General features: G+C 59.1%; 14 protein-coding genes. 8 read left to right on the top strand and 6 right to left on the bottom strand.

All coding sequences use genetic code 11. The annotated features are described in order from the left end of the window. Positions 1 to 127: 127 nt before the first annotated feature. From AAFH49_RS08900 to AAFH49_RS08890, 3 genes are read left to right on the top strand one after another with little or no spacing between them, the layout of a single operon-like run. Entirely contained in the window at positions 128 to 1621 is a 1494-nt protein-coding gene (locus AAFH49_RS08900; RefSeq protein ID WP_342297438.1) for a GH3 family acyl-acid amido synthetase, read from the top strand. A 9-nt stretch (positions 1622 to 1630) separates the two neighbouring features. Further along, positions 1631 to 2206, top strand: a complete 576-nt coding sequence (locus AAFH49_RS08895) for a hypothetical protein (RefSeq protein WP_342297436.1) — start codon at positions 1631 to 1633, stop codon at positions 2204 to 2206. Further along, on the top strand, positions 2206 to 2646 hold the full coding sequence (locus AAFH49_RS08890; protein WP_342297435.1) for a 3-oxoacyl-ACP synthase: 441 nt from the start codon (positions 2206 to 2208) through the stop codon (positions 2644 to 2646). Before AAFH49_RS08895 ends, AAFH49_RS08890 begins: the two co-directional genes overlap by 1 nt. A gap of 52 nt (positions 2647 to 2698) precedes the next feature. Here the strand turns inward: AAFH49_RS08890 and AAFH49_RS08885 are convergent, their stop codons facing one another. Beyond that, positions 2699 to 4855: an OmpA family protein gene (locus tag AAFH49_RS08885; RefSeq protein ID WP_342297433.1), complete on the bottom strand. Its 2157-nt coding sequence runs from the start codon at positions 4853 to 4855 to the stop codon at positions 2699 to 2701. 212 nt (positions 4856 to 5067) lie between these two features. Between AAFH49_RS08885 and lon the strand changes: the two genes are divergently transcribed. The 3 genes from lon (at position 5068) to hslU (ending at position 10481) form a co-directional block, all read left to right on the top strand. Next, complete coding sequence (lon, locus tag AAFH49_RS08880) at positions 5068 to 7575, top strand: endopeptidase La (RefSeq protein WP_425293326.1); 2508 nt, start codon at positions 5068 to 5070, stop codon at positions 7573 to 7575. Between the two features lie 281 nt (positions 7576 to 7856). Next, a complete protein-coding gene (gene porQ / locus AAFH49_RS08875; RefSeq protein ID WP_342297431.1) occupies positions 7857 to 8918 on the top strand; it encodes a type IX secretion system protein PorQ in 1062 nt (353 codons plus the stop codon). Between the two features lie 156 nt (positions 8919 to 9074). Further along, entirely contained in the window at positions 9075 to 10481 is a 1407-nt protein-coding gene (hslU, locus tag AAFH49_RS08870; RefSeq protein WP_342297430.1) for an ATP-dependent protease ATPase subunit HslU, read from the top strand. A gap of 65 nt (positions 10482 to 10546) precedes the next feature. Here the strand turns inward: hslU and AAFH49_RS08865 are convergent, their stop codons facing one another. The 5 genes from AAFH49_RS08865 to AAFH49_RS08845 form a co-directional block, all read right to left on the bottom strand. Beyond that, positions 10547 to 11977 carry a RagB/SusD family nutrient uptake outer membrane protein gene (locus tag AAFH49_RS08865; protein ID WP_342297429.1) on the bottom strand — a complete coding sequence of 477 codons (1431 nt, stop codon included), beginning with the start codon at positions 11975 to 11977 and terminating at the stop codon, positions 10547 to 10549. A 21-nt stretch (positions 11978 to 11998) separates the two neighbouring features. Further along, positions 11999 to 15199 carry a SusC/RagA family TonB-linked outer membrane protein gene (locus tag AAFH49_RS08860; protein WP_342297428.1) on the bottom strand — a complete coding sequence of 1067 codons (3201 nt, stop codon included), beginning with the start codon at positions 15197 to 15199 and terminating at the stop codon, positions 11999 to 12001. A gap of 448 nt (positions 15200 to 15647) precedes the next feature. Next, positions 15648 to 16268, bottom strand: coding sequence for a hypothetical protein (locus AAFH49_RS08855; RefSeq protein ID WP_342297426.1), 621 nt, complete (start codon positions 16266 to 16268; stop codon positions 15648 to 15650). Between the two features lie 37 nt (positions 16269 to 16305). Continuing rightward, complete coding sequence (locus tag AAFH49_RS08850) at positions 16306 to 17946, bottom strand: SusD/RagB family nutrient-binding outer membrane lipoprotein (RefSeq protein ID WP_342297425.1); 1641 nt, start codon at positions 17944 to 17946, stop codon at positions 16306 to 16308. A gap of 26 nt (positions 17947 to 17972) precedes the next feature. Next, a complete protein-coding gene (locus AAFH49_RS08845) occupies positions 17973 to 21212 on the bottom strand; it encodes a SusC/RagA family TonB-linked outer membrane protein (protein WP_342297423.1) in 3240 nt (1079 codons plus the stop codon). Positions 21213 to 21602: 390 nt separating this feature from the next. Between AAFH49_RS08845 and AAFH49_RS08840 the strand changes: the two genes are divergently transcribed. After that, positions 21603 to 24893 (top strand): SusC/RagA family TonB-linked outer membrane protein, encoded by a 3291-nt coding sequence (locus AAFH49_RS08840; RefSeq protein WP_342297421.1) that lies wholly within the window; start codon positions 21603 to 21605, stop codon positions 24891 to 24893. A gap of 12 nt (positions 24894 to 24905) precedes the next feature. Next, entirely contained in the window at positions 24906 to 26516 is a 1611-nt protein-coding gene (locus AAFH49_RS08835; RefSeq protein ID WP_342297420.1) for a SusD/RagB family nutrient-binding outer membrane lipoprotein, read from the top strand. The last annotated feature ends 310 nt before the right edge of the window (positions 26517 to 26826 follow it).

Here is a 26826-nt window from a genome sequence, read left to right as displayed (position 1 = left end):
GCTTGCCGCCGTAACGGCCCGCCCCAAGCCCTAACGGCGGCAAGCTACGCAGGTTGCCCACGCCGCCCCGGCCGGCCTCGGCCAACGTACCTTCGCAGCCCTTCCAACGGCCTTTTACTTCGGATTTATGGGATTGAAAGCCACCCTGAGCCAGCCCCTGGCCCGCTACATTGCCCGCCGCTACGCGCGCTGGCAGCACCGCCCCGAAACCACCCAGCGCGAGCTGCTGGCGAAACTCACCGCCACGGCGGCCGGCACTGCCTTTGGCCGCGCCCACGACCTAGGCAGCATCCGCACGCCCGCCGATTTGGCCCGGCAGGTGTCCGTGCGCGACTACGAGGCCCTAAAACCTTACTTCGACCGCACGCAGGCCGGCGAGGCCAACGTGCTCTGGCCCGGCCGGCCGCTGTATCTGGCCAAAACTAGCGGCACCACTTCCGGCACCAAGTACATCCCGATTACGAAGGACAGCATCCCCAACCACATCGAGGGGGCCCGGGATGCGCTTTTGTACTACATCTACCGCACCGGCCGCAGCCGGTTTCTCGATGGCAAGCTGATATTCCTGTCGGGTTCGCCGGAGCTGGAAATGCACCACGGCATCCGCACGGGCCGGCTCTCGGGCATTGCCAACCACCACGTGCCGGCGTACCTGCGCCGCAACCAGCTGCCCAGCTACGCCACCAACATCATCGAGGACTGGGAAACCAAGCTGGAGCGCATCGTGGACGAAACGCTAGGCCAGCGGATGACCCTGATATCCGGCATTCCGCCTTGGGTGCAGATGTATTTCGACCGCCTCACGGCCCGCACCGGCCGGCCCATCAAGGACCTGTTTCCCGATTTCAACCTGTTCGTCTACGGCGGCGTCAATTTCGAGCCCTACCGCGCCAAGCTCTTCGAAAGCATCGGCCGGCCGGTGGACAGCATCGAGCTGTTCCCCGCCTCCGAGGGCTTCCTGGCCTTCCAGGACGAGCCCGGCAACCCCGGCCTGCTGCTGCTGCTGAACAGCGGCATCTTCTACGAATTCATCCCCGCTGAGCGGTTCTTCGAGCCCGACGCACCCCGCCTCACCATCGCCGACGTGGAGCTGGACCGCAACTACGCCGTGGTCCTCACCTCCAACGCCGGCCTGTGGGGCTACTCCCTCGGCGACACGGTGCGCTTCGTGAGCCTGCGCCCGCACCGCGTGGTAGTCACGGGCCGCATCAAGCACTTCCTCTCGGCCTTCGGCGAGCACGTGATAGGGGAGGAGGTGGAGCAGGCCCTGCGCGAAGTGATGGCCCAAACCCCCGAGGTCGAAGTCACCGAATTCACCGTGGCCCCGCTCGTGAGCGACGACCCCGCCACGCCCTCGCGCCACGAGTGGCTGGTGGAGTTTGGGCGTGAGCCGCACGACCCCGCCGCCTTCGCCGCCGCGCTGGATACGGCCCTTCGCCGCCGCAACACTTACTACGACGACCTGCGTCGGGGCAACATCCTCGTGCCGCTACAGCTCACGTTGCTACCCACCGGGGCCTTCCAGCGCTACATGAAAAGCCTGGGCCGGCTGGGCGGCCAGAACAAGGTGCCGCGCCTGGGGAATGATAGGAAGGTGGCGGAGGGATTATTATCCGTTTAACTTAGCCCCATGCGCAAGTTTCTTAGCCTCTTCAGCTGCTGGCTGCTACTCTCCGGCAGCATCAGTCAAGCGCCGCCCGCCGCCTTTCCTGATGTGCCGACTATTACCGAAACCTCCGTGGGCAAGGCGCGGATTGGGATGCCCATTGCGAAGCTAAAAGAGACCTATCAGGGCTTTTCCTTCACCCCAACCTACCTCGCCAAATACGGCTTCGATGGCAGCAACGGCAAGCCCGATGCCATTACAGTAAGCAGTGCGGGGCAGAAACTATTCATCTACTTTCTGAGTGAGCAAACCAAGAAAGTCAGTGGCTTTATCGTATTGCATCCAACCTATAAAACCGCAGCAGGCATTCACGTTGGCTCTACATCGGGCCAATTGAAAGCTGCCGTGCCAGCAGTGCGGGTAGCTCCGCACGAATTTGTGGAGAATATGCAAATCGCATCGGCTGGCACAGAAGAGCACATCGGCTTGGAATACATCTTCCAACGGGGCCCAATGGGTAAAGACCGAGATTCAATTGAGCCATCCGAAATAGCTACTCCCAGCGCCAAAGTGTCCTGGGTATTGATTAAGCCGAATTAATGACCAAACCCGCCCTCCACGCCCTTTGCCACGCCTTCATCGAGCAGCGCATTGCCGCCGCCCGCACCGCCATGCAGGCCGCCCAGGAATCCTCCTCCTCCGAAACCAAGAGCAGCGCTGGCGACAAGTATGAAACCGGCCGCGAAATGGCCAACGCCGAGCGCGACCGCAACGCCGCTCACATGCAGCAGGCCCAGCAGCTGCAAGCCGAGCTCGCCCGCCTCAGCCCCGATGCCCCCTGCGACACCGTGCGCCCCGGGGCCCTCGTGCATACCAGCCTGGGCCGGTTCTACATCAGCATCAGCGCCGGCAAGCTGGATGGGACGGATGTATTCGCCATATCACCCGCCGCGCCGGTCGCCGTGGCGCTGAAAGGGTTGCGGGCCGGCCAGGAGGCCGCCTTCAATGGTAAAACGGTGCGGGTATTAGCTGTCGAGTAGCGGCTGAAACCTGTTTTTGAGCCCGTTTTCATAGTGCTCGAAGAAGCCGCTCCTACTTCCAGGCCCCGCCGCCGTCGGCCGGCTTGTCGCCATCGGGCTTCACCAGCTTGAACTCCACGCGGCGGTTTACCTTGGCATCGGCCTCGGTCACCTCGTCCTTGAGCGGGTGGCTGGAGCCGTAGCCGAAACTCTCGATGCGATTAGGAGCCAGCTTGCCCTTGCGCTCGATGTAGCGCCGGATTTCCTCGGCCCGGTCCTGCGAGAGCTTCTCGTTCACATCGGGGTCGCCGCTGGTGTCGGTGTGGCCCGAAATGCTGAGCCGGAACGTGGGATGGTCCACCAAAAACAGCGCAATGCGGTCCAGCGTGGCGTGCATGCTGGGCAGCACGTTGGCCTTACCCGCCTCAAACTCCAGGTTCTTGAAAATCAGCGGCAGCTTGTAGTCGATGCTGTTCGTGAGCAGCGTCATCACCGTGTCGCCCTTCAGCGCAAACTGCTTTTCCACCGAGAAAAAATCGTTGCTCTGAATCAGCATCGCGTAGTGCGAGCCCTCAATCAGCTCAAAGTCAAACGTGCCATCGGGCCGGATAAACTTGCTGGCCACCTCCACGCCATTATCGGTATCAATAATGCTCACAATGCCCTTCAGCGGCTTGCTGTTCACCGAATCCAGCAGCGTGCCCTCCACCCGGGTGGTGGCCAGCGGCTGCGCCTCCATCGGCAAAGGGAAGGAATACAGGTCCAGATTATTAATCTCCTGCGCCTCCGAACGGGCATAGTACAGGTTTTTACTCTCCCTATCAATGGTGAAGTAATACTCCGACCCCTTGCCGTTCACCAGCGGGCCGATGTTCTTGGGCTCCTGCCAGCGCCCGCCTACGCGGTAGGTTTTGTAAATGTCGAAGTCGCCGAAATTCAGCAATTGCCCCCGCGAGCTGAAATACAGCACATGGTAGAGCGGGTGATAAAACGGGCTCACCTCGTTCTCGCGGGTGTTCACCACCGGCCCCACGTTCTCGGCCGGGCTCCACTGCCCGTTTTTTAGCTTGCGGGTATAATAAATGTCCGACAGCCCAAACCCGCCCAGCCGGTCCGACGCGAAATACAGCGTGTCCTCGCCCTGCGACAGCGTCGGCTGCGAGTCCCAGCCCAATGAATTCACCATCGGCCCCAGGCTTCTGGGCGCGCTCCATTTGCCGTCTTTGCCGCGCGTGGCGGTGTAGAGGTCGCAGTTGCCGTGGCAGGTGGCGCACTCGCAGCGGGCAAAATAAATCGTCTTCCCGTCCTTGCTCAGGCAGGCCGAGCCCTCGTTGTTGGGCGAGTTGATGGGCTTGGGCAGCGGCTCGGCATCGGACCAGCTCACGCCCTCGCGGTGCGAGGTGTAGAGGTCCTCGTCCACCACGCCGGTCAGCCCGCGCCGCTTACGCTTGCTGCTGAAAATTATCAGCGAATCATTGCCCGCCAGCGCCGGCCCGTAGTCTGGGGCCTTGCTGTTGATGGCGTCGCCCATGCTCGTGTACACGCCCTTGGGCGGGTGGAAGGTGTTGAGATTCTTGCGGTACTCCACTAGGTCGTAGTACGTTTTCAGGGGCACGTACAGGTCGGTGTTTTTCTGCTCCAGTGAGTCGTAGTAAAGCTGCACGCGCTTGGTATCAGCGCGGCTGTGCTTCAGGGCCAGGCGGTAGTACGCCTTGGCTTTCACGGTCTGGCTGTCGCGCTCCAGCAGTTGGCCCAGCCGCCAGAGCATGTTGGTGTTCTTCTCAAAGTTGACCGGCCCGAACTTGGCCACATAGTCTTCCAGCAGCAGGCGCGTCTGGTGATACTGCCGCCGTTTTTCGGCCTTGTTAATGGCCTTCAGCGCCTTCTTATCCTCAAAAAACGGGTATTTGTTGATGAAAATGAAGTCGGGCGTACCATCCGGCCGCAGGTGTAGCTTGCGGCTCACGCGGCTGTTGAGGCCGCGCACGCGGTAGGTCCCGGGCGCGATGGCCGGCTTGGCTTTGGCCGGCGCGCCAACTGCCTTTTTGGGCGCGGCCGATGCCCCGCCGCTGGTGGTATCGGCGGAAGGGGAGGCGGCGGCGGGAATCCGTTTGGCGGGCCGGCGCTGGGCCTGCGCGGTAGGCGCGGCCAGCAGCCCGGTGGCCACGCTCAGCAACAAAAGCAACCAGCTTCGACGCAATAAAGCCGACATGGGTAGAGTTTTCGACATGAAATATTGCGCAAGTTGCCAACAATTTAGGGAATTAGCCATATTTGGTGCCCGCCGCCGGGGCTGGTGCGCCGCTTTGGCGGTTTTGGCCTGCTGGCACGGCCCTTGAAGGCCAAACGCGTCGGGAAAGCGTACCTTGTATCTTCCCAATCAAAAGGCCCAAAACTGCCAATCTGGCACCTGCGGCCGTTGCTTCTGCTTTATCCCCTTTCATGAATCTGGCCTCCTTTTATACTTCCGCTGCGGCTCCGGTTCGCACGCTTAGCGACGCTAACTCCCAACCCGAAGCCATCGCCATTATGGCCGCCGACCCCGAACACCTCCTCCACGGCGACGACGCCCCGTCCACGCTGCCCATTCTGCCGGTGCGCAACACCGTGCTGTTCCCCGGCGTGGTGCTGCCCGTGACCGTGACGCGCAAAAAAAGCGTGAAGCTGGTGCGCAAAGCCTACGCCGATGACAAGCTCCTCGGCGTAGTAGCCCAGCTTAACCCCGATGCCGACGAGCCCACCGCCGAAGAGCTGCACTCCGTGGGCACCCTGGCCCGCATTCTCAAGCTGCTGGAGCAGCCCGATGGCCAGATTACCATCATCCTGCAAGGCCAGGTGCGCTTCAAGGTGGAGGAGCAGCTGAGCTTCACGCCGCTGGTGGCCCGCGTCAGCTACTTCCCCGAAGTATCGCTGAACCCCGAAATCCCCGGCGAATTCGGCCTTTTGCAGGCCCTGCGCGAGGCCGCAACCAAGGTATTGGAACTCACCCCCGAGATTCCGATGGAAGCCCGGGCCATGCTCGACGGCATTCAGTCGCCGGCCTTCCTCACGCACTTCCTGTCCAGCAACGTGCAGCTCGACCTGCCCGCCAAGCAGCGCCTGCTGGAATTGGCCGACCCCGAGCAGCAAGCCCGCCTGCTCCTCGAAGCCCTGCTCAGCCAGGCCGAGCTGCTGGAAATTAAGCAGGACATTCGCTCGAAAACCCACACCGGCATCGATGCCCAGCAGCGCGAGTATTTCCTGCGCCAGCAGCTCAAAACCCTGCAGGACGAGCTGGGCCAGGACGGCTCCGAGGAAGACGTGCACCGCCTGAAAGCCCGCGCCGAAACCAAGAAATGGCCCGAGGCCGTGGCGCTCCACTTCAAAAAGGAGATGGAGAAGCTGACCCGCACCAATCCCATGGCCCCCGATTATTCGGTGAACATGAACTACGTCGAGTTCATGCTCGACCTGCCCTGGGGCGAGTACACCAAGGACAAGTTCAACCTCAAGCAAACCAAGAAAATCCTCGACGCCGACCACTTCGGCCTCGAAAAAGTGAAGGAGCGCATCCTCGAATACCTGGCCGTGCTCAAGCTGAAGCAGGATTTGAAAGCGCCCATTCTGTGCCTCTACGGGCCTCCCGGCGTGGGCAAAACCAGCCTGGGACGCAGCATTGCCACCGCTCTGGGCCGCAAATACGTGCGCATGAGCCTCGGCGGCGTGCGCGACGAAGCCGAAATTCGTGGGCATCGCAAAACCTACGTGGGGGCCATGCCCGGCCGCATCATCGCCCAGATTAAGAAGGCCGGGGCCTCGAACCCGGTCATCATTCTCGATGAGATTGACAAGGTGAGCAGTGATTTTCGCGGCGACCCGTCGTCGGCGTTGCTGGAAGTGCTGGACCCGGAGCAAAACGCCACCTTCACCGATAACTACCTGGAAGTAGAATACGACCTCTCGAAGGTCCTGTTCATCGCCACGGCAAACTCGCTCGATACCATCCAGCCCGCCTTGCGCGACCGCATGGAAATCATCGACCTCACCGGCTACACGCAGGAGGAGAAGGTGCAGATTGCCCGCAAGCACCTCTGGCCCAAGCAGCTCAAAGAGCACGGCCTGGGCGAGAACGAAGTGAAAATTACCGATGCCGCCCTGCACCGCGTGGCCGACGACTACACCCGGGAATCGGGCGTGCGCGGCCTGGAGCGCAAGCTGGCCGCCGTGACGCGCAACCTGGCCCGCCGCAAGGCCGGCAAAGAGCCCCTGCCCGCCACGATGGAGCCGGCCGAAATCCGCAAAATCCTCGGCGCGGCTATTTTCGACCGCGACCAGTACCAGGACAACGACACCGCCGGCGTGGTAACCGGCTTGGCCTGGACCTCGGTGGGCGGCGACATTCTCTTCGTGGAAAGCCTGCTGAGCCGGGGCCGGGGCAAGCTCACGCTCTCGGGCCAGCTCGGCGATGTAATGAAGGAATCGGCCATTACGGCGCTTTCCTACCTGCGCTCGCGGGCCGATGAGATTGGCATCGATTACCGCTTATTCGAGCAGTACGACCTGCACATTCACTTCCCCGAAGGCGCGGTGCCCAAGGACGGCCCCAGCGCGGGCATTGCCATCTTCACCAGCATGGCTTCGGCCTTCACCCAGCGCCGGGTGCGCGCTCACCTGGCCATGACCGGCGAAATCACCCTGCGCGGCAAGGTGCTGCCCGTGGGCGGCATCAAGGAGAAGCTGCTGGCCGCCCGCCGCGCCGGCATGAAGGACATCATCCTCTGCCCCAAAAACCGCAAGGACATTGAGGAAATTCAGGAAGACTACCTCAAAGGCCTCACCATCCACTACGCCGACCGCGTGGACGACGTGCTGCGCGTGGCCTTGCTCGATGAGCTGGTGCCGCACCCCCAGAAGCTGCCCGTGCGCGACGAGCCCGTGCCCGCCCCCGGCCCCAGCGTGGAGGTGCAGTAGCAGCCGGGCCGAAAACCGCATCAGGAGGCTGGAAAGGTCAAAATTTTGACATATATGTCCTTCCGAAGGAGGTATTGGTGCTTCGGAAAGACCTATATGTGCTTCCGAAGGTCCAATAGGTGCTTCGGAAGGTGGTGTTGGTGCTTCGGAAGCACATATACCCTCTTCCGAAGCACCTATTGGACCTTCCGAAGGGGTAAAATGTGCTACCGGGGTACTTATTCGGGCCGGTGGAGCGTTAGGCTGCCAACGGGGGCGCGGGTGCCCCTTATCTTAGCAATATGAAGCATTTTTCCGCTGTCCGGGTGGCCGGTTTTGGCCTTTTGTTGGGGGTGATGGGGCTGCGGCCGGCGGCGGCCCAGCAGCTGGGCGGGCGCACCGTGTTTCCGTTTCTGGACCTGCCGCCCAGCGCCCATCTGGCGGCTCTGGGAGGGATGAGCGTCTCGGACCGCAACGACGACCCCACCATGCTCTACGGCAACCCGGCCCTGCTCAATGCCGACATGGACGGCCGCTTGGCCCTGAGCTACGTGGCTTACCTGGCCGATATCAAGCAGAGCACCGCCGCCTACGTCTTCAATACCGAGAAGGCCGGGCGCTTCGGCGTGGGCGTCACCTACCTCAACTACGGCAGCTTCGAGAGCTACGACCCGGCCGGCAACAGCCTGGGCACGTTCAGCGTGAATGAGTACACCGTGGGCCTGACGGATTCCTACACCAAGGGCAAATTCACGTTTGGGGCCACCACCAAGCTGGCCGTGTCCAGCATTGCGGGCAGCCGCTCGCTGGCCGGCGTGGCCGATGCCGGCGTGGTGTACAAGCACCCCACGGCCGACTTCACGGCGGGCCTGGCCGTGAAAAATGCCGGCTATCAGTTCTCGCCCTACCCCGGTACCGAGCGCGGCCCGCTGCCGCTCGACGTGCAAATCGGGGCCACTGTGAAGCCCGAGCACATGCCGTTGCGCTTCTCGCTCACGGCCCACCACCTGCAGCAGTGGGACATTCAGTACCTCGACCCCAACGCCCGTGGCCAGCTCGATGCCAGCGGCAATGAGAAGAAGGCCACCAAGAGTTTCGGCGACAACCTGGCCCGGCACTTCACCGCCAGCGCCGCCCTTATCCTCGGCAAGGGCTTCCAGCTGCGGGCCGCCTATAACCACTTGCAGCGCCGCGAGCTGCGCCTCGACAACACCAGCGGCAGCGCCGGCTTGTCGTTTGGCGTGATGCTGAAGATTAGCACGTTTCAGATTGACTACACTCACGCCACCTTGCAGGCGGCGGGCTCCAGCGAGTATTTCACCATTTCGCGCAATTTGAATTCACTGTTTAAGAAGAAGGAGTAAGCGTAAGTTTTTGCTTTCCCAGAACGTCATGCAGAGCGCAGCGAAGCAGCTTGCCCGCCGTAAGTAAACCCACCGATTGGATTACTTATTGCGGGCAAGCTGCTTCGCTGCGCTCTGCATGACGTTCTTTCATTACCTCGTTTCCGTACACTGCCCATGCTCAACCAAGATTTCCTGACCCCGGCCCAAATCGTGGCCGAACTCGATAAGTACATCATCGGCCAGCACGAGGCCAAGCGCCACGTGGCCATTGCACTACGCAACCGCTGGCGCCGCCTCCACGCCCCGCTGGATATGCAGGCCGAAATCGTGCCCAACAACATCCTCATGATTGGGGCCACCGGCGTGGGCAAAACCGAAATTGCCCGTCGCCTGGCCCACCTCGCCGATGCGCCTTTTGTAAAAGTCGAAGCCAGCAAATTCACCGAAGTAGGCTACGTAGGCCGCGACGTGGAAAGCATGGTGCGCGACCTCGCCGAGCAGTCCTTCAACCGCGTGAAAGCCCGCCGCCAGGAAGCCGTAAAAGCCCAGGCCGCCGACGCCGTGGAAGAGTTGATTCTTGACGCCCTCATTCCCGCCATCTCGCAGCCCACTGGGGCTAAAACCGGCCTCGGCTTCGGCAGTGGGGGAGGGGATGACGTACCCCATTCCGATGCCGAGCTCAACGAGCGCACCCGCGAGCGGTTCCGCCAGAAAATTAAAAACGGCGAGCTCGAAGACCGCAAAATCGAAATCCAGGTGGCGCAGCCCGGCCCCAGCATCGGGGTGATGGGCGCGCCTCCCGGCATGGACGAAGGCACCCTCTCGGGCCTGCAGGATATGCTGGGCAACATGATGCCCAAGAAAACCCGCAAGCGCAAAGTGACCGTGGCCGAAGCCCGCAAGCTCCTCCTCGACGAAGAAGCCGCCAAGCTCATCGACCTGGACGAGGTGAAGGACGAAGCCGTGCGCCAGTGCGAAAACGCCGGCATCATCTTCATCGATGAGATTGACAAAGTGGCCAGCAGCGGCGGCAAAAGCGGCGGCGGTGGCCCCGACGTGAGCCGCCAGGGCGTGCAGCGCGACCTGCTGCCCATCGTGGAAGGCTCGGCTGTGAACACCAAGTACGGCATCGTCAACACCGACCACATCCTGTTCATCGCCGCCGGAGCCTTCCACGTCTCCAAGCCCAGCGACCTCATCCCCGAGCTGCAAGGCCGCTTCCCTATCCGCGTCGAGCTGCAAAGCCTGACCAAGGAAGACTTCTTCCGCATTCTCAAAGACCCCAAAAACGCCCTCACCAAGCAATACGAGGCCCTGCTGAAAGCCGAGGAAGTAGAACTAACCTTCGAAGACGCTGCGCTGGAGCGCGTGGCCGAAATTGCCTTCGAGGTCAACGCTGAGGTGGAGAATATTGGGGCCCGCCGCCTGCACACCGTAATGAGCCGCCTGCTCAACGACATTCTCTACGACGTGCCGGATAAGATTGGGGCCAATGCCCGCATCCTCATCACCGCCGGCCTGGTAGATGAGCGGCTGAATAGCATGGTGAAAAACCGCGACCTGAGCCAATACATTTTGTGAGGAGCAAGCGCAAAAAAAAGCCCTGGCCATATTGGCCAGGGCTTTTTTTTGCTATACAAGACCGGTTAGTAACCAGGGTTCTGTACCAGTCTGGAGTTCTGCTGGATGTCTACCAGAGGAATCGGCAGAATCGCACGGTCAGCACCGTAGTTCACACGGCTAGAGTTACGCTTGTAGCGCATCAGGTCGTAGTAACGGTGGCCTTCGAACGCCAGCTCCAGGCGACGCTCCAACAAAATAGCCTCAATGAGGGCATTTTTGTCCGCGAAGTCAGCCACGGTGTACGAAGCCGAGGTTGCAGGCTTCGAACGGTCACGCACTTGGTTGAGCAATGTGATGGCTTCGGGGCTCACGCCGGTAGCCGTCTGAGCCAGGCCTTCTGCGCGGTTGAGCAGGGTTTCGGCGTAGCGGGCGATGGGAACATAGTCAGCAGAGGCCTCTTTGTATTTCTGCGTGAAAATGAGCGGCGACGTAGTCGACGCAGGCACGGCCGTCGGCAACAGCAACAGCGTCCGACGACGGTCGGCCAACGGGAACTGGCTGAGCGGAATCAAAGCGTAAGGGTTTACGCTGATGTCGGCACGCTTCAGGTAATGCTGGCCCAATGCGTTGTTCGTATTGGGGTTGTCATTTACGTTCATGGCCACGGAGAAAATGGATTCCGGGTTGTTGAACGTAGCAGCCGTGAATGGCACTGCCGGCGAGGCACCGAGGCTGTGACGACCGCCGCTGATTACCGTGCCCGCCATGGCGGCGGCATCGGCGTAGCGTCCTTCGTAGAGGTAGATGCGCGAAAGCAGCGTACGAGCCGCATCCTTGGTGGCGCGGCCGGTCTTTTCAAAATCGGTAGCGTACGTTTCGGGCAAGGCCGCGATGGCATCCGTCAAATCGGTTTCCATCTGCGTGTACACTTGCTTCACCGTAGCGCGCGGCTTGCTCTGGCTGTCGTCGAAGGCAGTGCCAGCGTCGGGAGCGGTGAGCTGCAACACCACGCCAGGGTGCGAGGCATCGGGCGTGAAGTTGTAGGGCTGAGCCCACAGGTTCACCAAGTGGAAATAGATAAGAGCCCGGATGAATTTGGCTTCGCCGATGTAGTTGGCTTCCAGCGCAGCTGGTACTTTGCCCGAATTCTTAGCTATTTCCTGCAGGAAGAAATTGGCACCGTACAGGCTGCGGTAGCCGCCGGTCCAGGCGAGGAGCACCGTGCCATCGCCCGCCAGGGGGTTGAGCGTGCCGATGTTGCCGAAGAAAGACGCCGGGTTGGTGTCATCGCTGCGGATATCGCTGTAAATCAGCGCGCGGCCCCCGAGGAATTCGGCATTTTGCAATTGGTCGTACATACCAATCGCCGTTTGCTGAATCTTCGTCGCGTTGGCAAAAGCATCTTCCTTGGTCAGGGCCGTGGGCACGTCCTGGGTCAGAACGTCGCAGCTAGTGGCCGCCGTGAGCAGCAGGCCGCAAAGCGTGAGGCGCCGCAAAGTGGAGTTATGAAACATAATTACGATAAGAAAACAAGATTAAATGCCCAAGTTAAGACCGAAGGTGAAGCTCCGCGTGGGGGGAACCGAACGGCCATCCACACCAAATGCAATGTTGGCACCGGTGTTGGCAGCGTTGACGTTGGAGTTAACTTCCGGGTCAAGGCCTTTGTATTTGGTGAACGTGTACACGTTCTGTACCAGGGTATAAATCCGCGCGTTGTTCAAACCAAGGCGCTTAACAAAGCCGTCCGGCAGATTGTAGCCAAGGCTTACCTGGCGCAGGCGCAGGAAGTCGCCTTTCTCCAACCAGCGCGTGGAAGCCTGGCCCGATACTACGTCGCGCAGTACCAGTTTCTGGATGTCCGTGCTCTGGCCGGGAGTCGTCCAACGGTCCTTGATGTCGACGATGTTGTTCTGGAAGCTCGTGCTCAGCAGGGCAGCGCGGTAACCGTTGTAGATGTAGTTGCCACCGCTGTACTGCAGAAAGATACCGAGGTCAACACCTTTGAAGGAGAACGTGTTGTCAAACCCGCCGAAGAAGGTAGGATAACCGCTTTTGCTCTGGTATTTGAAGTCAGCAGCACCAATGGCCGTCGTTGGCTCGCCAGCGGCGTTCAACCACCGGCCCGCCGTGAAGGCCGTGCCAGTAGCGTTGGGCACTGCGTAAGCAGCATCGTATTGTTTGATGTTGCCGTCTTTGTCGTAAAACTGGGCATTGCCGTTGGCCGGGTTCACACCAGCCCACTCGGGGAGGTAGTAGATGCCCAGGCTGCTGCCGAGGCTGGCGCGCTGGTTGGCCTGAATAATGTCGTTGGGGGTCGAAAGCGCCGTTACCCGGTTCTTGATGATGGAGCCGTTGAGCGAGGAAGTCCAGGTAAAGCCGTTATCCAGCTTCACGTTGGTCGTGTTCAGCGTCAGCTCAATGCCGCGGTTGTACATCGAGCCAATGTTGCGGCTGATGGTAGAGTTCGGAACACCCGTCGTGCGCAGGGTAGGAGCCAGCAGCAGCAGGTCGCTGATGTCGTTGTTAAAGAAGTCGAAGGTTATGCCGATGCGGTTTTTAACCAGGCTAGCGTCAAAACCGATGTCCAGTTTTTTCGACTTCTCCCACTGCAGCTGCGAGTTGCCAATCTGAGTTGGTGTGAAACCGTTCAGGTCAGCATACAGGCCACCGCCCACCAGGGTACGGGCAGCGTAGGAGCTAAGACCGTTGGAGTTACCCACCAGGCCGTAGCTGGCACGCAGTTTCAAGTCATTCAGAACGGAGAAATTCTTCAGGAAGCTTTCCTCCGAGATACGCCAGCCGATGGAGCCGCCGGGGAACAAGCCACGCTGCTTGTCAACACCGAATATCGAAGAAGCATCCGAGCGCAGCGAGAACGAAGCGTAGTACTTGCTGCCGAAGTTGTAGTTCAGACGGCCAAAGTAGGACTGGAAGCCAACGTTGAACAACTGGCCACCGCCCGATGCTACCGACGTGAATACGTTGTCGATGATGGACTGGAACTTGTCGTCGGAGAAACCACCGGCTACCGTGTAGATACGACGGGTGCGGGTTTCCTGGTATTCTACGCCGCCCGTTACCCCAATGGTATGCTTCTCAGCAAAGGTGCGGTCGTAGTTGGCGTAGTTCTGCCAGTTGAACTGGGTACGGTCGGTGTTGTAGTCCTGTACCAGGCCCAATTGGCCGGGGCCAATGGCGCTACGGCCCAGGCCACCCAGGATACCGCTGCTGTACTGCTCCTCAAAGTTGGTATTGTAGTCAATGCCGTACTTGGTGGTGAGCTGCAGGCCTTTGATGGGCTCAACGGTCAGGTAGCCGTTGCCGATGATACGCTGCGACGTGTTGTCGTTTTTGTTCAACGACAAGGTAGCCGGGATGTGGTAGTAAGCGTTGGGGGCGAAAGTTGGGTTGGGGATGTTGTTGTTACCATTGCCCAGGTTGCCCAGGGAGTTCAGGTAATAAGAACCGTCCGGGTTGTAGGCCGGCACGTTTGGCGGTGCGGTGTAGCCCGATACGGTAGCACCGGCCAACGCCGTTTCACCGTTGATGCCCTGGTTGTAGGTTTTGGCATAGCTGAGGCTAACGCCGGATTTCAACCATTTTTTCGGGGTCAGGTCTACGTTCAAACGAGCCGAGCCACGACGCAGGCGGTTTTTCAGGATGATGCCTTTCTGGTCGTTCCAGTCGCCCGAACCGTAGTAAGAAGCAAACTCGTTGCCACCCGAAAGGGCCGCCTGGTAGTTTTGCTGTGTGCCGTTCTGGAAAATCTCCTTAATCCAGTCCGTTTCATCGTTCACACCGTCGCCGTTCACGTCAATCGGACGTGCGATAACTGCGGGGACTGCCGTGTTGATAACGCCGTTGGTGCTGCCGTTCCGGCTGTTCAGCGCTTTCTCGTTGCTGATATCCATGAACTCAGCACCGTTCAGCAGTTTCGGCTTCTTGATAGCCTGCTGGAAACCATAAAACGAGTTGATAGCAACCCGGTTTTGGCCCGATTTGCCACGCTTGGTGGTAATCACCAATACACCGTTCGAAGCACGCGAGCCATAAATGGCCGCGGCCGAGGCATCCTTCAATACATCAATCGAAGCAATATCGTTGGGGTTGATGTCGGCCAGCGGGTTGTAGCGGGTGCTGAGAACGTTGCCCTGGTCGGTAGTATTGAGCGGAACACCATCGAGCACAACCAGTGGCTGCGAGCTGCCGCTGATGGAGTTAGCACCCCGGATACGGATAGCAGCCTGGTCGCCCAGCGTACCGCTGGTAGTGTTCACGATTACGCCGGCCATGCGGCCCTGCAGGGACTGGTCGACGCTGGTTACAGGCTGAAGCAACAGCTTCTCCTCCTTTACCTGCGCCACTGAGCCCGTGATGTCTTTCACATCCTGCGAGCCGCCGTAGCCGGTCACCACAATTTCGTTGAGCTGCTTGTTATCCGTGGCCAACGCCACCGTTATCTGCGAGTTGCTGCCAATGGCACGCTCCTGCGATACCATCCCAACAGAGCTGAATACCAGTGTGCCACCATTCTCCGGCACGGTGAGGCTATACGCCCCATCGGCATTGGTAGATACCCCGTTGGTGGTGCCTTTAAGGAGCACCGTAACGCCTGGCAGGCCGTTGCCTGATGCTTGGTCGGTTACCTTCCCAGAAACGGTGCGCGTTTGCGCCATCGCTCCGTGAAGAAGTGTAAACATGAGCAGCATGCTCATGAGTAAGATTTTTTTCATGGACTAAAGGTTGAAATTGAAAAAAGGTAAAAAATGGGGGAACGGTTGAGACTATCAAAAATAGGCCATTGTTCCCATACAGTTGCCATAAGGTCAACATTAGGGGATAAAATTTGCCTGGCTTTTAGGCTAGAATCGGAAGATAATTCAGGTTGTCAAGTAAATTAATGATTGGTGGGTTGTTGCATTTTACTTATAGGTGATGCTATTGTGCAGGTGGGTTTGATAGAGTAGTTTCCGGATAACCAGATGTTTGTGTTACCGTTTTAAGCGAAAAAGCGTGCCCGGAATTATATAATTCCGGGCACGCTTTTTCGCTTAAAACGGTAACTGTGATTTTACAGTGCGCTATCAAGAGCAGGGCTTAATCCGACCATATAATATCCATTCAGAAGTTGTTGGTAGTCTTTTGATTGGTTTTTGATACGGATACTGCGGCCCGCAACCGTTATTTAAACAGGGCAACGGCCGCGTACGGCGCATTGACCATGGTACCGGTGGGCGCGCCTACCGTGCCCTCGGTGGTAGACAAAGGGGTGAGTACGATGCGCCGCCCATCCTTCATCACGTACTCGAAGGTGAAGACAATGGCACTTTGCGCGATGGTAGGCAGCTCAATCCGGTTGATGGCCGAGGCGGTGGTTGCCTTGATGGGAAGCGGAGCGGTCTGCCCGGTGATGGGGCTGCTGGGGTACAAGTCGGCAATGGCCTCTTGGCTGTCCATGGTGATGGTAACGGGGAAGCTCGTGAGGTCCCGCACTTTCACCCGCGGGCCCAGCCGCGAGCCCCGCAGGTAGCTCTTGTAAAGCTCAACCGTTTGAATCTCGGCCTGGCCTTTGGAGGGGTTAACCACGAATTCGAAAACCGGGCGTGCGATGTTGCTCGCCGTGGCTGAATTGATGGACAGTCGGCTGGCAGTCACATCAAAATAAGATTTCTTGGGGTTGATTTCCGGCAAAATAAGCGGAACACTGTCCACTACCGGCTCCGGAATGCGGGCCTGGTCGCGGCAGCTGCTGGTCCCGGCTAACAGGGCCAGGGGCAATAAGCTAAATAATAACTTTTTCATGAAATGGCGGATGTTGGGGTGGGGGAAACGACCAAGGTTACTTATCCCAGAAAAGGGGACTCGAATCCTGCGTCTGCGGGCCATTGGGGTTCACCAGCAGGTCGTTCAGCGGGTAGTTCAGGCGGCGCGGGAATGCGCCGGTCGATACCGTAACGGGGTCGTTGTCGTCGAAGACCCCCCGGGCGGGGTCCGCATTGCCGGGTACTTTGATACGCGGGTGGCCGGTACGCCGGAAATCGGTGTACATGTCGACGCCGTAGCCAAAGCTGGCCACGTATTTCTCGTACATCAGCACCTCCAGCTTGTCATCGAGGGTAGCACCGGGCCGGTTGAACAATGCCAGGGCCGTGTTGATATAGGCCGCGACCTGAGCCGGGTCCATCAGGGGGCTACCGTCTTTGCCGGCAACGTAGTCGACCTTGTCGAAGGAGGCCTTTATCGCTAATCTTAGTGCGGTGGTAGCAGCGGCATTGTCGTTGAGCACAGTCAATTGCAGTTCGGCTTCGGTGAATTTGCGGCTGAAATAGGTATGTAGTCGCTGGGCTACAACGCCTTTGCCCGTTACCGTGCCCGGAATGCTGGACGAGGCGCTGGCAACTCCGCCCTTGCCATCATCATAGCGTCCGCCCACGGGGTAAAGGCCGGGTAGGGTAATAATCGTGCTGTTGGAGGAGCTGGCGTAGGGACCATTGCTGCCAAAACGCACCGATACGAAATTGCCTAGGGCATAATCCTGCGTTAGGGCCGAAAACGAGTTGGTGGTGGATGCTTGGTTGAAGAAGTAATACGGCACCCGTGGGTCGGCGTTACCGCTCATGGCAAGATAGAAGTTGGGATTGATGCGGTTTTCGCGGCCAGGGGTAGCGTAATCGGCAATAAAGCCCAGGTTGCGGTTATCGGGCGTGATGGTTGTGCCGTAGTTCAGCTCGAAGTCCTCGTTGAACTGTTGAATCAGGTTACTGCCGTTGGCTAGCAAAGGAGTAACATCGGCGGTCACGTTCCGGGTTTTCCGGATTTGGTTGTACAGCTTCAGCTTGAGGCTGTTTCCGAAGTGGGTCCAACTGACTTTGTTGCCACCATAAATGAGGTCCGCTCTCGCCAGGCCCGTATTGGGGGCCGGCTTAGCCAGATTACCAATGCCCTCGTCAATGAGCGAAAACAGGCTTTGAATGCCGTCCCCGCCGTTGTAAATGGCCGCATCGCTGTCGAAGCGGGGCGTGGCAATGGTGCCGCCCTGCAAGGCCTGCGAATAGGGGATACTGCCCCACAGGTCCACCATCTGGCTGAACACGAAGGCCCGCTGAATCTGGGCAATGCCCACGTAGGTCCAGCTTTGCTCGGTGGTGCCCTGCGTAATGATTTGCTGGTTGTTGATGAGCATATCAGTGTACAGCGACGACCATTCGTTGGAGAAAGCATCGCCGTTCTGGTTGAAAGTGCCGATGTTGCGGCTGTTGGCCAGCTGCTGCATCAGGGCCATCGTGTACTGGCTCATGCCCGACGGGCTGTCGCCCAGGCTGGTGGCCATGGCCACCTGCGTCACGGGGAGCAGCGAAAACAGTTCGGCTTTGGTCGGAGCCAGGGGGCTCACGTTCACGTCGTAGAAGTCTTTGCAGCCCGGAGCGGCTGCCAGCACGCTCAGCAAGGCGAGGGTGCCGGGTAATTTATGAAATTTCATATAGGTAAGAAACCAAAAGTCGTGGATTAGAAGGTCACCCGCATGTTCACGCCGTAGCGGCGCGTGGTGGGCGCGTTCGTGTATTCGAAGCCTTGCTGGTTGCTGGCACCGAAGGTGCTGGTTTCGGGGTCGAAGTTGGAATACTTCGGAATGTTGGGCGAGTACCAGTACAGGTTGCGGCCCGATACGGAGAAGTTGACGATGCCGAAGGGCGTTTTTTCCAGCAGCGATTTGGGCAGGTCGTAGCCCAGGGTGATTTCGCGCAGGCGCACCGTGGTGGCATCATAAATCGACTGCTCATCGAAAGCACCGATTGCCGCCGAGCCCGAGCCGAAATAGAAGTCGTTCATGGTGATGGCCGTGGTGTTCGGAATGGTGCTGCCGCTGGCATCGTGGAGGGGTTGCTTCGTCACCGGGCTGCCCTGCACCCCTTTGATAATCACCAGGCGGTTGCGGTCTTCGGTGTCTTTGGTTACGCCGCGGCCCAGCTCCTGCTGCAAGGTGGTAGAGTACAAGTCGCCGCCCTTGCGGAAGTCAATCAGCGTGTTCAGGGTGATGCCCTTGTAGGTGAACTGGTTGATGAAGCCCATGATGAACTGCGGGTTCGGGTTGCCGATAATCCGGCTGGTGCCCTGAATCATGCGGCCCGTGTTGGGGTCAATCAGGTAGTTGCCTTTATCGTCGCGGGCAGCCACCGAGCCGAAGATGACGCCATAGGGCTGGCCGGCAATGTGCACCGAGTAAGGCCCCCCGTTAAAGTTGGTGCCAAAAGGAATCTGGGTCACTTTGTCGCTGCCGCTCCCCAGGCTTTCCACAATGTTCTTGTTGTGCGTAAAGTTGAACGTGCTGCTCCAACGGAAGCCGCGGTTATCAACCGGCACTACCGTCAAAGCAATTTCCTCACCTTTGTTGGATACTTCCCCGAAGTTGGTTACCCGGGCGCTGTAGCCGGTGGAGGCGGCGATGTACTGCGGCAAAATCTGGTTGGTGGTGCGCTTGTCGTAATACGTGGCATTCAGCGAAACCCGGTTGCGGAAAAGGGTGATTTCCGTTCCCACTTCCAGTTCCGTGGTGAACTCCGGCGTCAGGGCAGGGTTGTTGATAACGTTGCTCAGGGCCAGGCCCGGCACGCCATTGAAGGGAAATGAGCTGTTGCCGGTATTGTTGCCGTAGGTCGGGTTGATGGTGTAGAGCGGAGCACCCGACTGGTAGGGCGAGGCATCGCGGCCCACGCGGCCGTAAGCAGCGCGCACCTTAAACAGGTCCAGCCACGAGGTGTTGAACTGCAGGGCCTCGTTCAGCACCACCGAGCCACTCACGCTGGGGTAGAAGAACGAGCGGCCGCTCTGGCCGAATACGCCGTTCTTGTTCAGCGTCGACGACCAGTCGTTGCGGCCGGTCGCGGTCAGGAACGCCCAGTTTTTGTAGCCCACCGTCACGTTGCCCAGCAGGCCCATGAGGCGGCGCTTGCTGTAGGCGTAGCCGTTGGTGCTCTTCTGCTCGGTGTTCTCGATGTTATCGATGCCAAACACGATGATGGGACCGCCGGCGTACGACAGGCCCTCAAACTTGCGCTGGTTCACGTTCTGGCCAAAGCTGGCCGTCAGGCTGATGTCCTCGGTCAGGTTCTTGTTCACGTTTACGAGCAGAGTCTGCTCCAGCTCAGTGTTCTGGAAGCTGTCTTCCAACACGTTGCCCAGGCCCGAGTAGCCCACCGAACCCGGTCGCACGGTGGTGCGGCGGAAGTCGGTGTAGGTGTTTACGCCACCGGTGTAGGTCACGGTCAGCCAGTCTTTGATGGCGTAAGCCAGGCCCACGCTGCCCACCACGCGGTCGACGCGCGACACGTAGCTGTTGTTCTCTACCGACCAGATGGGGTTGTCGGCCTGCGTCGTCAGCCAGGCAAATTGCGAGGCCTTGGTCACGGGGTTGATGTAGGGCAGGCCCTGCAGGTCGAGGCTGCGCGTCAGGAACAGGATGCGCGAAAACGCCGAGTTGTTGCCGACGGCGTTGTTGGCCCCCAGTTGCGGGCCGTGCTGCTCACTGTTGGTGTAGGCCACGTTGCCGCTCACCGTGAACTTCTTGAAGTGGCCCGAGCCGCCCGCACTCACGTTGTTGCGCACGAACGACGAGTAGGGGATGATGCCCTGCTGGTCGGCCCGCGATATAATGGTGGTGAACGAAGCGTTGTCGCTGTTGCCGCTCAGCGAAACCGAGTTCTCAAACACGTGGCCCGTTTTGAAGAAGTCCTTTACGTTGTTGGGGTAAGCCTGGTAAGGAATCTGGGTGCCCGCCGGAATGTTGGGAAAATCGGCGAGACCTGCCTGCGGATGAGTAATAGTAGCTGGCGCGAAAGAGCTGCCAAACTGCGGGCCCCACGAGCCGTTCACGTTCGTCTGCACGAAGTTGGCACCTGCGCCGTAGCTGTTCTGGTACACGGGCAGGGCCGCGATTTTCTCAATCGAGTAGCCCGTGGTGTAGCCCAGCTGCACGCCTTTGGCACCGCGCTGGCCACCACCACCGGTTTTGGTGGTGATAACGATAACCCCACCGGCTGCCCGCGACCCGTAGAGCGCGGCGGCAGCCGCACCTTTCAGCACGTTGATGGTGGCAATGTTGTTGGGGTCTACATCGGAAGTCCGGCTGGAGTAGCCGGCACCGTGCACCAGCGAGTTCTCCGAATCCGTCTGGGAGTTGTCGTAAGGCACACCGTCCACGATGAAGAGCGGCTCGTTGCTGCCCAGCAGCGACGTGTTGCCCCGGATGGTGATACGGGACGACGAGCCCGGTACCCCGCTGGAGCTGATGATGTTCACGCCCGGCACTTTGCCGGTGAGCGTGCGCAAAATGTCGGGCTCCGACTTCTGCACTACCTGCTCCGCCTTCACTTCGGACACGGCAAAGCCCAGCGCCCGCTTCTCGCGCGAGATGCCCAGGGCCGTTACCGTAACCTCGTCCAACTGCTTGTTGTCGAGTGCCATCGAGACATTCACCGGCCCACCGGTGCCAATGGGCTGCTCAGTAGTGATGTAGCCCAGGTACTTGAATTGCAGCGTTGACGCCGAGCCCGGGACATTCAGCTCAAATTTGCCATCGGCATCGGTGGCGGTGCCCGTGGTGGTGCCTTTCACGATAACGCTCACCCCGGGCAGGCCTTCGTTATTGCTTTTGTCGAGCACGCGGCCCGCTACCTGCCGCGTTTGCGCCCAGCTCCGCCCGGCCAGGGTCAGCAGCAAGAGCAGGCTTAATAGTAAGGTTCTCTTCATCGAGTTGTAAAAGTGGGTGTGTGAAAAAAGGGGAAAAACAGTATGGGGGTGGCAGTTTAAAAGGTGAAAGTACGGCATTTGCCGAAAATTTCCCCACAGTAGGGCCGCGATATTTCCCTTTAACAGCTCTTTAACTGCGCCGAAGCCAAGCCGCGGCCTGTTGCAATCGTCGAATTGATGCGCGATGCCTGCGCATTGCACACGCCCGCACAAATGTTTTCGGGAGCATATTTTTCGTGTTTTAATATATAAAATATTAAATATGTATATTTAATATGTATTTGTAATTATTGATGCTATAGCTGGCTCTACCGCAGACGGTTGAGTCATTAGGCGTAAGCGGCCTTTTCTCCACTCTTTAACCATCCATTCACTATTTCCCAACCTTACATGAAACGCTTTTACTTCATGGTCATCTTCGTGATGACCTGCCTGTTGCAGCAGGCAGTAGCGCAAGACCGGGTCATCTCGGGGCGTGTGACGGACCGTACTACCGGGCAAGGATTGCCGGGTGTAACGGTCCTGGTGAAAGGAACCACCATCGGCGCGTCCACCAACGCCGATGGCTCGTTCTCGCTCAGTGTGCCACCTACGGCCACCACCCTGAGCATTAGTTCCATCGGATATACCACGGTGGAGCAGCCCATTGGCACCAACTCGGCGTTCAACGTGGCCCTGGCCTCCGATACCAAGCAGCTGGGTGAGGTGGTGGTGACCGGGGCGCTGGGCATCCAGCGGCAGTCGGGCCAGGTGGGTTACGCCACGGCCACGCTCGACACGAAGGAGATTAACCAGGCCCGGGTAACGAACGTGACCAACGGGCTGGCCGGCAAGGTGTCGGGCTTGCAGATTCAGACGCTGAACGCGGGCATTAACCCCAGCGTGCGGGTGACGTTGCGCGGGTCGCGCTCGCTCACGGGCAACAACGAAGCCCTCATCGTAATCGACGGGGTGATATCGCCGAACGATGTGCTGACGGCCCTCAACCCCGACGACATCGCCTCGATATCGGTGCTGAAGGGAGCCAACGCGGCGGCCCTCTACGGGTCGCAGGCTTCGAACGGGGCATTGATTGTAACAACCAAGCAGGGGGGGGGCGCCCCCCAGGTAACGCTGTCGCAAACCTCGCAGTTTGAGTCGCTGGCGTTTCTGCCCAAGTTTCAGAGCGAGTTCGGGCCGGGGGCCAACTCTTGGAACGGACCCCGGCCGGGCACCAAATCACGGCCGGACTTCAGCCCCGACAACAGCGTAGACAGCCAGGAAATATACGCCTACACCGGCTACGAGAACCAGCAGTTTGGCCCGCGTTTCGATGGCTCCCTCCGGCCCTTTGGCGAAAAGCTGGCTAATGGCGACCTGCAAATGATAACCTACGAAGCCCGCCCCAACGAGAAGCGGAAGTTCTTCAACAACGGCTACCAGATGCAGAACGGCGTCACGTTTTCGGCGGGTACGGAGAAGAGCAAGTTTTTTGCCTCCTACCAGAACGTTCACAACAACGGCATTATTCCGAAGGATAAGTTCGACCGCAATACTTTCCGCCTCAATGCCTCGCATGAGATTGGCCGGCTCTCGGTGGGATTCAATGTGTCGTACTCGCAGCAAGTGGTGGATGCGACTTCCAACCTCGACCGGAATAATACGGTGTACTGGAACGTCTTCAACACGACGGTGCTTTCGCCGCTCACTTCCTACAGCGACTGGCGCAACAACGAGTTTGCCAATCCAAACGGCTACGCCAACGCCTTCTATTTCAATCCCTACTATATTCTCGATAACAACCGTCTGAAAGACAAGCGCAACACGGTGCAGGGCAACATCGACCTGTCGTACAAGCTGCTTGACTGGCTGCGGATACAGTACCGCCTGGGCACGACTAATATCAACCAGACGGCCCTCTACACGCAAAACCGGTTCGATTACAGTCCCTACGTGCGTGCCGGCAACACCAACAAAAGCGGTACCGGCGACCCGGGCTTCGTACAGGACGTGGGCAGCGTCCTCACCCGGCTCAATTCGGACCTGTTTGCGAGCGTGGACAAGACCTTCGGGGATATTTCGGTGCAGGCCATTCTGGGGAATAATGTGCAGCAGCTTGACAGCCGCTTCAACTACGTGGCCTCGACGGCGCTGGCTACGCCTGACTTGTTCAACCTCCAGAACCGCATCGGCAACCTGAACGGCTTCAATGGCTCGGCCCGCACGCGCCTGTATGCCTTCTACGCCGACCTGACGCTGGGCTACCGGGATTTCCTGTACCTGCACGGCTCGGGCCGCTACGATAATACGTCCATTCTCAGCGCCTCCAACCGCAGCTTCTTCTACCCGGGGGCCGATGTGTCGTTCATCTTCACCAACGCCATCCCGGCGCTCAAGGAAGTGTCGTTCTTGGACTACGGCAAAATCCGGGGCGGCATTACCAAAGTGAGCCAAGTGAACCTGGGCAACGCGCCCGTGCTCCCGGCCAGCCTGCCGGCCGGGGTGAATTTCGGCGTGTTTCAGACCGGCGGGGCTTACCGGCTAAACTCGACCTACTCCCTGGGCGTGGGCTACCCCTTCGGGTCATCAGCCTCTTTCACCGCTGATAATGGCTTGGTAAACGCCAGCCTGCTGCCGGAAACTACGCGCTCCATCGAAGCGGGCATTGAGCTCAGTTTCCTGAAGCGCCGGGTGGCGGGGGCCGTCACGTACTACACCCAGCGCAGTACCGGCCAAACCGTCAATACCAGCATATCGTCGGCTTCGGGCTACAATGCCTTGCTGCTGAACGCGGGCGAGGTGCAGAACCGTGGCCTGGAAGCCGACCTGAATATCACACCAGTCCGCATCCAGGATGGCCTGACCGTGACCGTCGGCGGCAACTTCAACTATAATAACAACGAAGTGATTTCGCTGCCGGGTGGTCTCACACAGCTGGCGCTTTCCACCGGCGGCAATGCCCAGCTCTACGCCATTCCGGGGCAGCCATTCCCGGTGCTGCAAGGCTCGCACTACCAGCGCACCGCCGACGGCCTCGTCAAGATGGGCACCACGAAAAATGCCTACGACAAGACCGACCCTACTACTTACTACTTCCCGCTGAAGGCTTCCGACAACCAAACCTTTGGCAACACTCAGCCTAAATATAAGTATGGCATGAACGCCAGCATCGCCTACAAGGGCTTCACGCTGGCCGGCCAGGGCGAGCTGCGCACCGGCTACGTGGTGTACAATACCATTGGTGAGGACCTCGACTTCACGGGCAGCGGCGCGCGTAGCGTTAAGTACGGCCGGCAGGATTTCGTGTATCCAAATTCGGCCATTTCGAACGATGGCGGCGTGACCTACGTGCCCAACACCTCGGGCCTGACGCCCGGCGGGGCCGAGTTCTGGGCCCAGAACTCAACCTGGAACCGGACGGTGGCCGAGAACTACGTCACCTCCGGCAAATTCTTCAAAATCCGGGAGGTTTCGCTTGGGTACGCCCTGCCGGCGGCCATGCTCACGAAAATCGGCTTTGTGAAGGGGCTTTCGCTGAATGTGTACGGCCGCAACATCTACACCTGGGTGCCCAAGGAGAACATCTACACCGACCCCGAATTCAGCTCCTTCACCTCGACGAGCAATGCCGTGGGCATCAACAACATTCTCCAAACGCCGCCCACCAAGTTTTACGGTGCCACACTTTCGGCCTCTTTCTAACCGCTCATGTTTATGAAACCAGCACTTAAGATACTCGCAGCAGGGGCGTTTGCACTGGCCGTTGGGGGTTGCTCAACCTTCATCGACATCAACGAAAACCCCAACGCTCCCACGGTCGTGAAGCCCGATGCCATTCTGGCGCAGGCGCTGGCCATCACCGCCGCCAACTACACCGGCGGCCAGGGGGCCGTTGCGCCCAACAACCAGAACTACAACAGCTACGCCAGCTTTGCCGCCGACTATTGGGGCAAGTCCGGCGTGGTGAGTGGCTTCGGGGAAGAGCGCACGTACAACTACTCGTCTTCGTACTACGGTAACCTGTTCAGCTTCACTTACGACAACCTGAACGACTACAACCTCATCCAGCAGCAGGGCACCGCGCAGGGCTACCCGTTCCACGCCGCCATTGCCCGCATCATGAAGGTGTATAACTTCCAGCTGCTGGTGGACGAGTACGGCGACATTCCATACAAGCAGGCCTTGCAGGCCGCCGGCAACGTCACCCCCGCTTACGACAAAGCCGATGCCATCTACAAAGATTTCATCGTGCAGCTCGATGGGGCCATCGATGACATCAACAAGGCCACGGCCGCCAGCGGCTCGCGGGTAGTAGGGGCGGAGGACGTTGTATTCGGTGGCAACATGACCAAGTGGAAGCAGTTTGCCAACAGTCTCAAACTGCGCGTGCTACTCCGCCAGTCGCAGGTGCCGGCCCTGGATGGCTACGTGCGCACCGAAATGACCCGGCTACAAGCCGCACCCGATGGCTTCATTGATGCCGATGTAGTGGTGCAGCCCGGCTACGCCCAAAGCACCAACCAGCAAAACCCGCTCTACAACCGGTACGGGCTCACGCCCTCGGGCTCGAACACCACGGAACGGAGCTACCAGATTCCGACCAACTACATCATCGCCCAATACGTCAGCAACAACGACCCACGCGTTTCCCAGCTCTACGCCTTAGGCAGCCGGACGGTAAACGGTGTGACGACCGATGCTTACGTCGGCACCGATGCCGGCGAAAGTGGCCCGCCCTCCTTCAACGGCAACGTGGTGGCTTCGCGCTTCCTACTCAACGGCGGGATTCTGAAAGGCTTCAATGCCCCAACGCCGCTAATGCTGCTGGCCGAACACTTATTTGCCAAAGCCGAAGCCGAAACCCGGGGCTTGTTCACGGGCGGCGACGCTGCCGCCAAAGCCGATTTCCTCGATGGCATTAAGGCTTCCTTCGTGTATTTCTATCGGCCGGCCACGGGCAGCGTCAACCCCTTGGCCAGCTCAACCACCGGCGTGGCCGAATACACGACCTACATTGCCGCCAATGCCACCAACCCCCTCGTGAACTACGACCTGGCCCCATCCTCAGGAGCCTTGGGCAAACAGTCGGTCATCATCTACCAGAAGTACTTGGCCATGAATTCCGTTGCCAGCACCGAAGCCTGGGATGACTACCGCCGCACCGCCCAGCCCAAATTCCAGCCTTCGCTGGAATCCGCTTCGCCCCGCCCCGACAGGCTGCCCACCCGCCTCCTGTACCCGCTGAGCGAAGTGAGCACCAACGCGGCCAACATCCCGCCAAATGTGGACCAATACACGAAAATCTTCTGGGATGTGGTGGACTAAATTTCATTAAAGGCACTTAAACAGCAAGGGCTGCCCCATGGGGCAGCCCTTGCTGTTTAAGTGCCTTTAATGAAATTTACTTCAAGTTTCGTCCTTTTATGAAATCATTGCCAACTAGTTCTTGAATTCTTTGGAGAATCACTTAAGGCAATGAAAAACAATGTTTTTAACAATCTAATGCGATGTTTAGTCAGAGACAATGCAGCGAATTGGACGACTTTTATATTAAAAAAGTAAAATATATAAATTATTAATAGATGTAGGTGAAATGAATTGCTTAGCATTGGCGTAACAAAAAAACTTGTAATAC

It is taken from the genome of Hymenobacter segetis (assembly GCF_038448715.1).
In the GTDB taxonomy this organism is placed as follows: Bacteria; Bacteroidota; Bacteroidia; order Cytophagales; family Hymenobacteraceae; genus Hymenobacter; species Hymenobacter segetis.
This window is presented reverse-complemented; position numbering and strand designations above follow the sequence as displayed.

What these genes read in the sequence shown, in the direction of transcription:
- hslU (WP_342297430.1), top strand. Translation starts at nt 9,075, where the DNA reads ATGCTCAACCAAGATTTCCTGACCCCGGCCCAAATCGTGGCCGAACTC.
- AAFH49_RS08840 (WP_342297421.1), top strand. Translation starts at nt 21,603, where the DNA reads ATGAAACGCTTTTACTTCATGGTCATCTTCGTGATGACCTGCCTGTTG.
- AAFH49_RS08845 (WP_342297423.1), bottom strand. Translation starts at nt 21,212, where the DNA reads ATGAAGAGAACCTTACTATTAAGCCTGCTCTTGCTGCTGACCCTGGCC.
- AAFH49_RS08885 (WP_342297433.1), bottom strand. Translation starts at nt 4,855, where the DNA reads ATGTCGAAAACTCTACCCATGTCGGCTTTATTGCGTCGAAGCTGGTTG.
- AAFH49_RS08860 (WP_342297428.1), bottom strand. Translation starts at nt 15,199, where the DNA reads ATGAAAAAAATCTTACTCATGAGCATGCTGCTCATGTTTACACTTCTT.
- AAFH49_RS08900 (WP_342297438.1), top strand. Translation starts at nt 128, where the DNA reads ATGGGATTGAAAGCCACCCTGAGCCAGCCCCTGGCCCGCTACATTGCC.
- AAFH49_RS08895 (WP_342297436.1), top strand. Translation starts at nt 1,631, where the DNA reads ATGCGCAAGTTTCTTAGCCTCTTCAGCTGCTGGCTGCTACTCTCCGGC.
- AAFH49_RS08850 (WP_342297425.1), bottom strand. Translation starts at nt 17,946, where the DNA reads ATGAAATTTCATAAATTACCCGGCACCCTCGCCTTGCTGAGCGTGCTG.
- AAFH49_RS08890 (WP_342297435.1), top strand. Translation starts at nt 2,206, where the DNA reads ATGACCAAACCCGCCCTCCACGCCCTTTGCCACGCCTTCATCGAGCAG.
- lon (WP_425293326.1), top strand. Translation starts at nt 5,068, where the DNA reads ATGAATCTGGCCTCCTTTTATACTTCCGCTGCGGCTCCGGTTCGCACG.
- AAFH49_RS08865 (WP_342297429.1), bottom strand. Translation starts at nt 11,977, where the DNA reads ATGTTTCATAACTCCACTTTGCGGCGCCTCACGCTTTGCGGCCTGCTG.
- AAFH49_RS08855 (WP_342297426.1), bottom strand. Translation starts at nt 16,268, where the DNA reads ATGAAAAAGTTATTATTTAGCTTATTGCCCCTGGCCCTGTTAGCCGGG.
- AAFH49_RS08835 (WP_342297420.1), top strand. Translation starts at nt 24,906, where the DNA reads ATGAAACCAGCACTTAAGATACTCGCAGCAGGGGCGTTTGCACTGGCC.
- porQ (WP_342297431.1), top strand. Translation starts at nt 7,857, where the DNA reads ATGAAGCATTTTTCCGCTGTCCGGGTGGCCGGTTTTGGCCTTTTGTTG.